13 protein-coding genes are annotated in these 13,308 nt (G+C 60.2%); 2 read left to right on the top strand and 11 right to left on the bottom strand.

Translation table 11 applies throughout. From position 1 onward, the window contains the following. Positions 1 to 162 precede the first annotated feature (162 nt). Entirely contained in the window at positions 163 to 1,134 is a 972-nt protein-coding gene (gene ispB / locus ACTG2G_RS15620) for an octaprenyl diphosphate synthase (RefSeq protein WP_019444890.1), read from the top strand. An 81-nt stretch (positions 1,135 to 1,215) separates the two neighbouring features. Here ispB and ACTG2G_RS15615 read toward each other — a convergent pair whose 3' ends face one another. The 11 genes from ACTG2G_RS15615 to ACTG2G_RS15565 form a co-directional block, all read right to left on the bottom strand. Next, complete coding sequence (locus tag ACTG2G_RS15615) at positions 1,216 to 1,404, bottom strand: DUF2065 domain-containing protein (protein WP_005339036.1); 189 nt, start codon at positions 1,402 to 1,404, stop codon at positions 1,216 to 1,218. A gap of 117 nt (positions 1,405 to 1,521) precedes the next feature. Continuing rightward, the gene (gene hflC / locus ACTG2G_RS15610) at positions 1,522 to 2,406 is read right to left on the bottom strand and encodes a protease modulator HflC (RefSeq protein WP_005339038.1); all 885 of its coding nucleotides are present in this window, start codon (positions 2,404 to 2,406) and stop codon (positions 1,522 to 1,524) included. 3 nt (positions 2,407 to 2,409) lie between these two features. After that, a complete protein-coding gene (gene hflK, locus ACTG2G_RS15605) occupies positions 2,410 to 3,561 on the bottom strand; it encodes an FtsH protease activity modulator HflK (protein WP_005341060.1) in 1,152 nt (383 codons plus the stop codon). A 91-nt stretch (positions 3,562 to 3,652) separates the two neighbouring features. Beyond that, on the bottom strand, positions 3,653 to 4,939 hold the full coding sequence (hflX, locus tag ACTG2G_RS15600) for a ribosome rescue GTPase HflX (RefSeq protein ID WP_005339043.1): 1,287 nt from the start codon (positions 4,937 to 4,939) through the stop codon (positions 3,653 to 3,655). A gap of 63 nt (positions 4,940 to 5,002) precedes the next feature. Further along, positions 5,003 to 5,266, bottom strand: a complete 264-nt coding sequence (gene hfq / locus ACTG2G_RS15595) for an RNA chaperone Hfq (RefSeq protein WP_005339045.1) — start codon at positions 5,264 to 5,266, stop codon at positions 5,003 to 5,005. A gap of 72 nt (positions 5,267 to 5,338) precedes the next feature. Beyond that, entirely contained in the window at positions 5,339 to 6,268 is a 930-nt protein-coding gene (miaA, locus tag ACTG2G_RS15590) for a tRNA (adenosine(37)-N6)-dimethylallyltransferase MiaA (RefSeq protein WP_240533632.1), read from the bottom strand. After that, entirely contained in the window at positions 6,258 to 8,123 is a 1,866-nt protein-coding gene (mutL, locus tag ACTG2G_RS15585; protein WP_439985905.1) for a DNA mismatch repair endonuclease MutL, read from the bottom strand. Before mutL ends, miaA begins: the two co-directional genes overlap by 11 nt. A gap of 3 nt (positions 8,124 to 8,126) precedes the next feature. Further along, positions 8,127 to 8,306: a hypothetical protein gene (locus ACTG2G_RS15580; RefSeq protein WP_151285930.1), complete on the bottom strand. Its 180-nt coding sequence runs from the start codon at positions 8,304 to 8,306 to the stop codon at positions 8,127 to 8,129. 16 nt (positions 8,307 to 8,322) lie between these two features. Beyond that, a complete protein-coding gene (locus ACTG2G_RS15575; RefSeq protein WP_439985601.1) occupies positions 8,323 to 10,011 on the bottom strand; it encodes an N-acetylmuramoyl-L-alanine amidase in 1,689 nt (562 codons plus the stop codon). A gap of 23 nt (positions 10,012 to 10,034) precedes the next feature. Beyond that, positions 10,035 to 10,508: a tRNA (adenosine(37)-N6)-threonylcarbamoyltransferase complex ATPase subunit type 1 TsaE gene (gene tsaE / locus ACTG2G_RS15570; protein WP_005339056.1), complete on the bottom strand. Its 474-nt coding sequence runs from the start codon at positions 10,506 to 10,508 to the stop codon at positions 10,035 to 10,037. Positions 10,509 to 10,518: 10 nt separating this feature from the next. Beyond that, positions 10,519 to 12,030: an NAD(P)H-hydrate dehydratase gene (locus ACTG2G_RS15565; RefSeq protein WP_439985600.1), complete on the bottom strand. Its 1,512-nt coding sequence runs from the start codon at positions 12,028 to 12,030 to the stop codon at positions 10,519 to 10,521. 60 nt (positions 12,031 to 12,090) lie between these two features. Here ACTG2G_RS15565 and queG point away from each other — a divergent pair, with 60 nt between their 5' ends. Further along, positions 12,091 to 13,245, top strand: coding sequence for a tRNA epoxyqueuosine(34) reductase QueG (gene queG, locus ACTG2G_RS15560; protein ID WP_439985599.1), 1,155 nt, complete (start codon positions 12,091 to 12,093; stop codon positions 13,243 to 13,245). Positions 13,246 to 13,308: the final 63 nt, after the last annotated feature.

Genomic DNA, 13,308 nt, shown 5'->3' with positions numbered 1-13,308 from the left:
GCAAATCGATCTGCTCAGGCAAGGCCAATTTAGCAAAAAGTTTATTTTGTGCGCATATCTGCCGCCGTGGATAAACGCCTAACTGTAACCCATTGTGAAATCGTGTAGAATCCCTGCCATTACTAAAATCGCAGTTATTGCTGCTGTCACGTTACGAGACTTATGGACCAACAGACTATCCGTGCGCTCTGTGCCGCCGACATGACGGCGGTCAATGAACTGATCCTGGCCCGACTCCAGTCCGACGTTAGTCTGATTAATCAGCTGGGTTTCTACATTGTCAGCGCCGGCGGGAAACGGATGCGCCCCATGCTGACCGTGATGGCTGCGCGTGCGCTGGGCTATGAGGGTGAGGATCACCTGAAACTGGCCGCCATCATCGAATTCATTCACACCTCTACCCTGCTGCATGACGACGTGGTCGACGAATCCGACCTGCGCCGCGGCCGGGAGACCGCCAACGCCATGTTTGGCAATGCCGCCAGCGTGCTGGTCGGTGACTACCTCTATAGCCGCTCCTTCCAGATGATGGCCGAACTCTCCAACCTGCGGGTGATGGAGATCCTCTCGGATGCCACCAACACCATCGCCGAAGGGGAAGTGTTGCAGCTGATGAACTGCAACGATCCGGACACCACCGAAGAGAGCTACATGACGGTCATCTACTGCAAGACCGCCAAGCTGTTCGAGGCCGCTACCCGACTCGCCGCCGTGCTGACCCATCAGCCGGAGCCCGTCGAACAGGCCATGACCGATTACGGCAAGTATCTGGGCACCGCGTTCCAAATCATCGATGACGTGATGGACTACTGCTCCCAGAGCGAAGAGATGGGCAAGAACGTCGGCGACGATCTGGCCGAAGGCAAACCGACCCTGCCGCTGCTGCGCGCCATGGAAGTGGGCACGCCGGAAGAGCGCCAGCTGGTGCGCGATGCCATCGAGCACCGCAACGGCATGGAGCATCTTGAGCAGATCCTCGGCATTCTCGACCGCACTGGCGCGCTGGAGTACTCCCGCATGCGTGCCAGAGAAGAGGCCGACAAGGCCATTGCCGCCCTCGCCATCCTGCCGGACTCCCCGCACAAACAGGCGCTGGAAACACTGGCCCACATGGCTGTGCAGCGCAGTGCCTGAGTAAACGAGATGCATGAAAAAAGAGGCCTTCGGCCTCTTTTTTATTGTCTACTATCTGCTGAACTGTTCATTGCGCCAGACTCAGCGACTCAGCATCCAGAGGATCACGCTACCAGCCACCACTAGCGAGCCGCCGATACGGCGCAACTGCTCCGGTGGCTGATCGCTCAGCAACCGCAACATCTGCTGCCATGCCCTGGGCATCAACAGCGGGCCGAGCCCCTCGAACAACAACAGCAATCCCAACCCCATCAGCATGGATGTCAGCATCCGACCTCCTTCAGCACAGCGTCAACACAACCAACCACTGGTGGTCGACGGCTGGCGTTGGCACCAAAAACAAAAGGGTCTGACAATGCAGACCCTTTGAATGTGACCTCGTGGCGATTACTGCTTGGTGCCGTGAGGAGACTTGAGGTAACGGAAGAACTCGCTGTCCGGCTTCAACACCATCAGGTCGTTGCCACCGGCGAAGCTCTTGCGATAGGCCTCCATGCTACGCACGAAGCTGAAAAACTCGGGGTCTTTCTTGTAGCTGTCGGCATAGATCTTGGCGGCTTCCGCATCCCCTTCACCGCGCAGCTGGCGAGCGTTACTCTCGGCGTCAGCGATCATGACGGTTACCTTGCGGTCGATATCGGCACGCAGGATTTCAGCCTTCTCGCGACCCTGAGAGCGGTGCTCACGGGCGACTGCGGTACGTTCGGCGCGCATCCGCTGGTAGATGGAGTTGGAGACTTCCACCGGCAGGTTGATCTGCTTGATCCGCACATCCACCACTTTGATACCGAGCTCGGAGGAGCGCGCCATCTTCTTCAGGGCATCTTCCATCACGGTACTGCGCTCACCGGAGACGATGTCCTTGATGGTGCGGTTACCGATCTCGGAACGCAGACCGTTGTTGATCTTGCGTTTGAGCAGATCTTCAGCCTGCAGCTTGTTGCCACCACCGGTTGCCAGGTAGTACTTGGAGAAGTCCTCGATCTTCCACTTCACGTAGGAGTCGATGATCAGGTCTTTCTTCTCGGAGGTGACAAAACGGTCGGCCTGGCTGTCAATGGTCTGGATGCGGGCATCCATCTTGCGAACCTGGTCGATGAGCGGCACCTTGAAGTGCAGGCCCGGCTCATAGAGGCGGGGTTCACCGGAGTCAACCCGCTTCACCTTGCCAAACTGCACCACAATCCCCTTCTGACCTTCATCAACGATAAAGACAGAAGAGAAGCAGACCATGGCCGCGACAGCGATTGCACCAATAGCTAGCTTTTTCATCTATCAGTTTCTCCCTGAGCTGAAGCGGTCACCGCTACGCAGCGGCATTGTCGGGGTAGAGTTGGCACCCTCGTTGGAAACGGGGACCTGCTCTGTGACCGGGGCGGCAGTGGCACGATCAGACTGGGTTACCTTCGGTTTGCCAGACAGCTTGTCGAGCGGCAGGTAGATCATGCTGTTGTTGCCAGCCGGCATGTCGACCACCACCTTGTTGGCCTGCTGATAGAGCTCTTCCATCGTTTCCAGATAGATACGCTCACGGGTCAGCTCGGGGGCTGCCAGATACTGGGGCAGCAGCTCGTTGAAGCGAGCGACTTCACCCTGGGCTTTCAACACGATCTGGGATTTGTAAGCTTCCGCTTCCTGCTCCAGACGCTTCACCTGGCCACGGGCCTTGGGCTCCACTTCACGGGCATAGGCTTCTGCTTCACGAATGAAGCGCTGTTCATCTTCCTGAGCGGAGATGGCGTCATCAAAGGCGTCTTTCACCTCTTCCGGCGGACGCGCCGGCAGGAAGTTGACGTCGACGATCTGCAGACCCATCTGGTAGGGCTCGATGATGCCATCGATCACCTGCCAGGTCTCCTGACGCACCTTCTCACGACCGGTAGTCAGGACGTCATCCATCCGGGTATGACCCACCACGTAGCGCAGAGCGCTATCGGTGGCCTGACCCAGACTCTCGTCGGCATTGGTCACGCTGAACAGATACTGCTCGGGATTGACCACACGGTACTGCACGTCCATCTCGACCCGTACCACGTTCTCATCCTGAGTCAGCATGAAACCGGAGGCAGGCAGGGAGCGCACGGACTCAACGTCCACCGGGATCACCTGATCGATAAAGGTCGGCTTCCAGCGCAGGCCCGGCTCGACAATATGGGAAAACTTGCCAAACCGCAGCACGGCACCACGCTCCGCTTCGCGAATGGTGTAGAAGCCGCTGACGACCCACACCACCACAGCCACAACCAGGGCGATGGAGATACCAAAGCGACCTACATCGCCGCCAGATTTGCCGCCACCAAACAAGCCACCGAAACGGCGACTCACTTTGCGCAGCATTTCATCCAGATCAGGGGGTCCCTGATTCTTGCCGTTATTCCCCCAAGGGTCACGGTCTTTGCCGTTGTTACCAGGCTCATTCCAAGCCATCAGCGTCTCCATTAATACATGCGGATGGATATCATCTCTATCGGGCCATCATACGTTGAGAAGCCCCTAAGGGTTCATCTTCATCAACGAATCAATGCCTGATAAAGCGTTGTAAACTCTCACCTTCCTGTTTCACGAGGCGGTTCCAGTCGGCCACTTGCAAGCGGACTTCCAGCACGAAATCACCCTCCTCGCTAAAACCTTCCTGCTCAATCCCTTTCAGCTGATAGAGCGCACTGCGCAATCTCGCGGCAGAAGGAGGCAACTGCAGGGTGTGATGCACCATGGAGCCAGCCAGCAATTCGGTCAGCGCCGTAAACAGATGCTCACAACCTTCACCAGTCTGGGCCGACAACCAGACGCGCAACGGGCGCCCCTCGTCATCTCGCTCCAGACCTGCCGGACGATCCGCCAGCTTGTCGATCTTGTTGCAGATCATCAGCTGGGGCCTGTCATCGGCTTCAATCTCGGCCAACACCTGCTGCACGGAGTCGATATTCTCCTGCATCTGCTCATCGGCACAGTCCACCACATGCAGCAGCAGATCCGCTTCACGGGTCTCCTGCAGGGTCGCCTTGAAGGCCGCGACCAGATCATGGGGCAAGTGTCGAATAAATCCAACTGTATCCGCCAAAATCACATCACCCACATCCCGGATCACCAGTTTACGCAGGGTGGGATCCAGAGTTGCGAACAATTGGTCGGCAGCATACACGCTGGCAGCTGTAAGTTGGTTGAACAAAGTGGACTTTCCGGCGTTGGTGTAACCAACCAGTGACACCGTCGGCACTTCGTTGCGATTGCGGGCGCGGCGTCCCTGCTCCCGCTGCTTGGCCACCTTGTCGAGCCGACGCAAAATCGCCTTGATGCGTTCCCGCAGCAGACGTCGGTCAGTTTCAAGCTGGGTTTCACCCGGGCCACGCAGACCGATCCCGCCCTTTTGACGTTCAAGGTGGGTCCAGCCTCGCACCAGACGAGTGGAAAGATGGCGCAACTGGGCCAGTTCGACCTGCAGTTTACCTTCGTGGGTACGGGCGCGCTGGGCAAAGATATCGAGGATCAGGCCGGTTCGGTCCACCACCCGGCACTGGAACAGACGCTCCAGGTTGCGCTCCTGGGCAGGGGTCAGGGCATGGTTGAAGATGACGACGTCGGCATCCAGCATCTGGACTTGGGACGCGATCTCTTCAGCCTTGCCACTGCCGACAAAAAATTTGGCACTGGGCGCACTGCGACTGGTGGTAATTACCCCCAGCGCATTGACTCCGGCCGAGCTCACCAACATCTTGAGCTCTTCCAGATCCTCCCGCTCACCCTCATCACTGAAGTTGACATGCACCAGAACGGCCTGTTCGCCAGCTTCATAACGGTCAAACAAGCGCTTGCTCCTTAACAGGAATCATGATGAATCTGAGTTGGCGAGTCGACTCGCCCAGGGATATCACGCCTCGGCATCACCCTGTTCATCAGCCGCGCCACCCGGAGTGGGCTGGTGATGATTGACGGCACGGGCCGGTACGACAGTCGAGATGGCGTGCTTGTAAACCATCTGGCTCACGGTGTTTTTCAGCAGGATAACAAACTGGTCAAAAGACTCGATCTGACCTTGCAGTTTGATGCCGTTCACCAAATAGATAGAAACAGGAATCCGCTCACGGCGCAGCGCATTCAAAAACGGGTCTTGGAGAGATTGCCCCTTAGCCATTTTTCTTTTCCTTATAGTTTGTTGTTTTTAAACACCGAATATCAATATAACAACCTGATTATACAGGGAGTGTCAAGCCGCACCAGCGCGAGCAAGCACGCGGTCGAGATTGCCAGACTCACCAGATTCCAACCAGGTCACGTCGGGCCAGCCGCGCAACCAGGTCATCTGTCGTTTTGCCAATTGGCGTGTGGCAACAATGCCACGATAACGCATCTCATCATACCCCACTTCATCGCACAGGTAGTCCCACATTTGGCGATAACCCACACAGCGAATGGAGGGGAGATCCGGGGTCAGATCGCCGCGCGCCATCAGCGCACGAACCTCCTGTTCAAAGCCACCTTGCAGCATCTTGTCAAAGCGCTGTTCGATCCGCTGATGCAGCACGGCGCGATCGCTCGGGGCGATGGCAAACTGCTGCACCCGATAGGGCAAGCCCTCCCCCTGCACTTGCGTCAGCTCGGTAAGGGTCTTGCCGCTGATGCGGTAGACCTCCAGCGCCCGGGAGAGTCGCTGCGGGTCATTGGGGTGGATCCGCGCACCGGCCACCGGGTCGATGCGCACCAGCTCATCGTGCAGCGCCTGCCAACCGAGGCGGGCAGCCTCTTCCTCAATCCCGGCACGAATGGCGGGATCGGCAGAGGGCAGCGGGGACAATCCCTCCAGCAGCGCCTTGAAATAGAGCATGGTGCCGCCCACCAGCAGCGGAATGCGGCCACGGTCGGCGATCTCTTTCATCTCCCGCAGGGCATCCTTGCAAAAATCGGCTGCCGAATAGCTCAAGGCTGGGTCAAGAATGTCGATCAGCCGGTGCGGGGCCCGCGCCAGTTCATCGGCGGTCGGCTTGGCCGTACCTATATCCATGCCGCGATAGATCAACGCCGAATCGACGCTGATGATGTCGCAAGGCAATGCCTGGCACAATTCAATGGCGAGATCCGTCTTGCCGGAGGCCGTCGGCCCCATCAGAAAAATTGCGGTCGGCAAGTCACTCGCCATGTTCAAACTCCTCCAGCACGGTCGCCAGTGAAAGGGGGCGCACCATACGAATGTCTGCCAGTTGGTCACTGAAATCGGTCACAAGTTCCGTCAGCAGACGACTGGCAGTTGAAAAATCGTATATCTTCTCGCGGCTTATCCCCTGCTCCACCAGCCATTGGCATAATACTTCAGCCTGCTGACCAGCATCACAGTCAGATCCGCCCTCGATAATTTGCAGCAATTCGGGTAACAGACGAACCAGATCGGTCTGGCGCAGCAGAGCCGGCACCCGAGTCAGGATCATGGTGTCGCGCCCCCCGCTTTTCAACTCCAGCCCCATCCGTTTCAGCAAACGTTCCTGCTCGGTCACCAGCGCGATCAAATTCTTCGGCAATTTGAAGGAGACCGGCAGCAACAGTGGCTGGGCCGCCAGCCCCTGACCCCAGGTCTCCAGCAGCCAGTGGCGCAGCAGCACCCGCTCGGCGCGCACCAGCGAGAGCAGCGCCAGCTGATTATCCCGCTCTATCAACAGGTAGGCCTGATCCACCAGTGTCAGGGCGCGACATCCCCCCTGTTTGGGTGACGGCACTGGATCAGTGGGCTGCGCAGGAGCTGCCTCTGCTGCGATAGGCAGCGTAGTGAGCAGAGCGCCCATGCCGCGCATCGCCTCCCGACTTGGGGGCTCGGGCGCTTGATAATTGCTGGCTCGGCCAGCCCCAGCGCCCCCCTCCCGCACCTGTGCAGGTGCCCGGTAGCTGTGCTCGGCACCGTACCACTCCGGGCGTGGCGCCTGACCGGGATATTCAATCTGCGGACTGACCGGCAACTCGACCAGAGTTTCGGCCAGCGGAGTGTCCTGATGAGCGGTGCTCACCCCTTCGCGGCGCAGCGCAGTAAACAGCGCCTGAAAGATAAAGTCGTGGATCAGTCGCGCCTGATGGAAGCGCACCTCATGCTTGGCCGGGTGGACGTTGACATCCACCTGACGGGGATCCAGCTCGATATAGAGCACATAGGCGGCGAAGCGGTCGGGAGGCAACAACTCGTCATAGGCCTGACGAATGGCGTGGTTGATGAGCTTGTCGCGCATCATCCGGCCGTTGACATAGGTGTATTGCAGGTCGTTCTGCGGTCTTGCCCCCTCCGGAGTCGCCAGCCAGCCCCACAGACGCACGTCGCTATGCTCGCTCTCCACCGCCAGCGCATGGTGCATGAAGGGGGTGCCGCAAACGGCGGCGAGGCGACGCTCCTGCTCCGGCACGGTATTGGCGGCCTTGTACTGGCGCACCACCTTGCCATTGTGGCGCAGGATCAGGGTGGCATCGAAGCGGGAGAGCGCGATGCGGCGCACCAGCTCGTCGATATGGGCAAACTCGGTCTTTTCGCTGCGCATGAATTTGCGCCGCGCGGGAGTATTGAAGAAGAGATCCACCACCTCCACCGTGGTGCCCACCGGATGGGCAGCCGGCTTGATGGTGACGCTCATCTCCCGCCCTTCCGCCTGGGCTTGCCAGGCTTCGGACTGATCTGCAGTACGGGAGGTGAAGGTGAGACGGGAGACCGAGCTGATGGAGGCGAGCGCCTCGCCACGAAAACCGAGGCTGTTGATCCCTTCCAGATCGTCCAGCGTGGCCACCTTGGAGGTCGCATGACGCGACAGCGCCAGCACCAGCTCGTCTTTGGCGACGCCACAGCCGTTGTCACGGATGCGGATCAGCTTGGCTCCCCCCTTGTCGATGTCGATCTCGACCCGGTCGGCCCCCGCATCCAGGCTGTTTTCCACCAGCTCTTTCACCACAGAAGAGGGCCGCTCCACCACCTCTCCGGCTGCAATCTGGTTGGCCAGAATGGGTGGCAAAATACGGATCGGCATCATTTACTCCTGAATTTCAATCTTGCTGATGGTCAGTCTCTTAAGGCTCCAGGAGGGCCGCTCCACAACCTCTCCACCAACCGGAATCTGGTTGGCCAGAATCGGGGGGAATATACGGATCGGCATCGCTGACTCCTGAATTTCAATCTTGCTGATGGTATTCGCTAACAGCGGGAGCGGCATCACCCGCTCCCGCGCGTCAGTTTTGCGGAATGTAGAGCACCTGCCCTACCTGAATATTCCGCGACTTGAGCTTGTTGATCTCTACCAGCCGTGCCTGACTCACCCCATGTTTCTCGGCAAGGCGGGAGAGACTCTCCCCCCGCTTGACCACATGGCGGATCATCTGCGACTTGTCGTCACTGCGAACGGGGGCGGCACTGCGGCTCCGCCCTTGCTGGGGGATATAGATGGTCTGACCAATCTGAATATCCCGGCTGCGCAGCTGGTTGATCTCCACAAGAGTGGACTGACTCACCCCATGCTTCTCGGCAAGGCGAGAGAGGCTCTCGCCCCGTTTGACCACATGGCGGAGCATCCGCGATTTGTCATAATCCCCCACACTGCTGACCGGTGCACCGCTCTCTTGCGCTGCCGCCGAGTAAGGCTTGATCACCCCGGCTCCCGAGCCGGTCGCTGTGCCGCTATCGCGGGCAGTAGCGGGCATCTTGTTGGTCACCACCGGCTGCGACTGTGCCTGCCTGGGCTGGCTCACCGGCTGCCGAGCTACCGGTGCAGGGCGAGTAGCAGCAGGTTGGCTCACCTGCCCCTTGCCGGTCAGCATGGCCCCCTTGGTCGGGTGGGCGCGGTAGTAGTTGCGGATCCCCTCGAAGATGGCGCGGGCGAGCTGGTCCTGATAGCTGGCGGTGGCCAGCAGCTTCTCTTCCGCATGGTTGGAGATAAAACCGGTCTCCACCAGCACCGAGGGAATATCCGGCGCTTTCAGCACCGCCAGGCTGGCGTGCTCCGGCGCCTTCTTGTGCAGTCGGGCGACCTTGCCCATGGAGCGCAGGATCTGGCGGCTGACGTCGTACCCTTCGGCACGGGACTTGTCCATGGAGAGGTCGAGGAAGGTCTGCGCCAGATAGGGATTGGGATCGGATTCCGCCAACACCTTGCCGACACCGCCCAGCAGCTCGCCCTGCTTCTCCTGCTTCTCCAGCCAGCTGCCCATCTCGCGGTTGGCACGGTTGGTCGAGAGGACCCAGACCGAGGCGCCGCGCGGAGTGGAGTTATGAAAACTGTCTGCATGGACCGACACCAGCAGATCCGCCTTGGCCTTGCGGGCAATCTCGGAGCGCTTGTTGAGGTCGACGAAATAGTCGCCACGACGGGTCAGCACGGCACGCATCCCCGGCTCGCGGTCGATCAGTGCCGCCAGCTTCTGGGAGACCGCCAGCGTGACCCGCTTCTCGTAGGTACGACGCGGGCCGATGGAGCCCGGGTCTTCCCCGCCGTGGCCCGGGTCGATGGCAATCACCACCCCTTTGCCCTTGCCACCGACAGGCGTGGATTGCACTGCTGCCGCCGAGCGCTTCTCTTCATAAGGAAGGTCGATGACCAAACGGTGGCCATAGGGCCCGGCTGGCGCCAACGGAAAGACCACCGGCTTGATGGCGGAGCTGAGATCCATCACCAGTCGCAAACCGCCCTTCTCCAGCGGAGTGCTCTGGCGGATCTTGCGCACCAGTTCGCTGTTGTTCTCGATCCGCGCCAGATTGGCGGCGTTGCTCGCCCCTTTCAGGTCGATCACCAGCCGATCCGGGCCGGTGAGGGTGAAATAGTTGAAGTTGGGGGCGCTGCTCATATCGAGCACCACCCGGGTATTATCCGGTGATGGCCAGATTCGTACGCTCTTGAGCTGATTCGCCCAGGAGGGTAATGCCATCAAAGAGAGAGCAATAACAAGGATCAAGCGCACGTAGATGACAACCGTTCCAGAATGGCTTCGCCAATAGCAGTGCGGGCCTCTATCAGAACCTCGCGCTGCTCGCCTACATAAGTGAGGGTAATTTCCAGGTCGGGAGCCGGTAACCAGCCCTCGCCCTTCTCGGACCACTCCACCAGACAGAGAGTGTTGGCGGCAAAATAGTCCCGAATGCCCATGAATTCCAGCTCTTCCGGATCAGCCAGGCGATAGAGATCGAAATGGTAGACCTGCCAGCCATCGAGCTCATAGGGCTCGACCAGGGTGTAAGTCGGGCTTTTTACCTTGCCCTGATGGCCAAGGCCCTGCACCCAGCCGCGGGTCAGGGTGGTTTTACCGGCGCCAAGTGTGCCATGCAAAAACACTGTGGTCGCCTGCTGGCAGGCCTGTGCCAGACGGCCACCCAGTGCCACGGTTGCTGCCTCGTCCGGCAGTGTCATCATCAACTGTTTTGCCATGTTCTTCTTTTTAACTTGTAATGGTGTCGGGATTAACCAGTTTGCGGATCAGCGGCAGCAAGTCTGACGCCAGCATGCCCCGCTCGCCGTCAGCGGCGGCCTGATCTGCAGCCTCGCCGTGGATCACGGCGCCCAGCCAGCTTGCCATGGTGGCAGACCAGCCCTGGGCCAAAAGGGCGGCGATTATACCAGATAACAGATCGCCCATGCCGCCACTTGCCATGCCGGGATTGCCTTCACAACAGAGAGCGACCCGCTCGCCGTCATAAATAAGTGTCCCCGCCCCTTTTAGCAGCACCACTCCGCCATAGCGCCGCTGCAGCGCCTGCACGGCGGCAAACCGGTCGGTTTCAATCTCGGTAATGGAGCATCCCAGCAGTCTCGCCGCTTCGCCGGGATGGGGCGTGAGCACCCAATTATCCTGATGGCGGGGAGATTGCGCCAGCCAATTCAATCCATCGGCGTCCAAAACCAGTGGCAGCCGATCGGTAAGATTACGAGCGATTTGCGCTCTTCCCCACTCATCCTGACCGAGCCCGGGGCCAATGACCCGCACCGACGCCCACCCCTCGTCATCTGCGGTAGTGAGACTCATCAGTTCGGGTTGATAGAGGCTGACCGGCGGATGTTCCGGATGCTGACACACCCGCACCAGCCCGGCCCCCGCCCGCAGGCAGGCGCGAGCCGCCAGCACGATGGCCCCCTGCATGCCGCGATTGCCCCCCACCAGCAGCACCTTGCCATAAGAGCCCTTGTGGGAAGCGCGCGGGCGCGGGGTCAGCAGCGTGCTCAGCTGCGGATAATCGATACGCCAGGCGGCGGGCAGCATAGCGTCATCAGGCGTCACGCCTAGGGGATCACAGTCGAGCTGGCCGACACAATCCACCCCGTCGCCGGTGAGCATCCCCTGCTTGATACCGATAAAGGTGAGGGTGCGAGTCGCCTGCACCACGGCCCCCATGGCACGGCCGGTATCGCCGTTGAGGCCGGAGGGGAGATCCACCGCCAGCACGGGCACAGCCAAGCCGTTGATTGTTGCGACGATCTTTGTCAGTAGTGGCGAGAGGGACGTGTTTACGCCGGTGCCAAGCAGGGCATCGACCACCAGATCCGGGGTGGTGTGCTGATCCTTATCAAACTGCTCGGCCAGCCAGACCCGGCCACCGGCCGCCAGCCACTCATCGGCGGCCCGTCTGGCATCCCCATTCAGCTGGTCGGGTGCTCTGGCGGCAATCACCACCACCTCGATGCCAATCTGGCGGGCAAGGCGGGCCAGTACATAGCCATCACCGCCGTTATTACCGGGGCCGACGAAGATCCACCAGCAGCGACTGTCGGGCCAATGCAGAGTGGCATAGGTGCGCAGTGCGGCACCGGCTCGCTCCATCAGGGCATAGAGAGGTTGCCCCTCACACGCGGCCCAGTTGAGCTCCAGTGCGCGGATCTGTTCAGTCTGCCACAGCCCCTGTGGTAAACTGCCCCCCTCTTTTGTGCCCAACGCGCCCCTGATGATCTCTACCATGACGGCTCCCGCCTCTTATCAATCGACCCACGCCAGCAAACGCCGGCCAGGCCAAGCCGCATGAGTGCACCTGACTTCCACCAGCTGGCCCACGATATCAAGCTCTGGGCACGGGAGCTAGGTTTTGACCAAGCGGGCATCACCGACACAGATCTGCGTATCGAAGAGCCGAGATTGCAGGCCTGGCTGGATGCGGGCTATCACGGCAGCATGGATTACATGGCACGTCACGGCATGATGCGGGCGCGCCCCCACGAACTGCTGCCGGGCACGGTGCGGGTGTTGTCGGTGCGGATGAACTACCTGCCGTTCGAGGCGGGTTTTGCCGCCACCCTGCGCGATCCGACCCTCGGCTATATCAGCCGCTATGCCCTCGGCCGTGACTACCACAAGGTGCTGCGCAACCGACTCAAACAGCTGGGTGATCGCATCGAAGCGCGCTGCGCCGAGCTGTTTCAAGGCACTGAAGATACCTTGGGTGAGTGGCGCCCCTTCGTCGACTCCGCCCCCATCCTCGAGCGGCCACTGGCAGCCAAGGCGGGCCTAGGCTGGGTTGGCAAACACTCACTGCTGCTCAACGAATCGGCCGGCTCCTTCTTCTTTCTCGGTGAGCTGTTGCTCAACCTGCCGCTACCGCTCGACCAGCCAGTGGAGAAGGAGCTGTGCGGCAAGTGTGTCGCCTGCATCAACATCTGCCCGACCGGCGCCATTGTCGCCCCCTATGTGGTCGATGGCCGCCGCTGCATCTCCTATCTCACCATCGAGAATGACGGCCCTATTCCGGAAGAGTTCCGGCCCTTGATAGGCAACCGCATCTACGGCTGCGATGACTGCCAGCTTATCTGCCCCTGGAATCGCTACGCCGATGCCAGCCCGGAACCCGACTTCAGCCCCCGCCCCAGCCTGCACCGCCCGCCCCTGCTGGCGCTGTGGCGCTGGAGCGAGAGCGATTTCCTCAAACAGACCGAGGGGAGCCCGATCCGCCGCATCGGCTATCAACGCTGGCGCCGCAATCTGGCAGTCGCCCTTGGCAATGGCCCGGCGACCCCCGAGGTGATCGCGGCCCTGCAACTGGGGCTGACCACCGCCGAGCCCATGGTGGCCGAACATATCGAATGGGCGCTAGCCACCCTTGCCCGGCGTCAGGATGAAGAGAACAAGAAGACCCGTTTGCTGATCCGCTGCATCGAAAAAGGTCTGTCGGATCACGCATAAGTGATCTGCCCCTTGCCGGATTGCAGCACTTTTTTCATGCTCTGCCGACCTGCAGTGTCCATA

Source organism: Aeromonas sp. 55A, from assembly GCF_051919665.1.
In the GTDB taxonomy this organism is placed as follows: Bacteria; Pseudomonadota; Gammaproteobacteria; order Enterobacterales; family Aeromonadaceae; genus Aeromonas; species Aeromonas veronii.
Note: the sequence above shows the minus strand (reverse complement) of the source record. Positions and strands in the feature narration are given on the sequence as shown.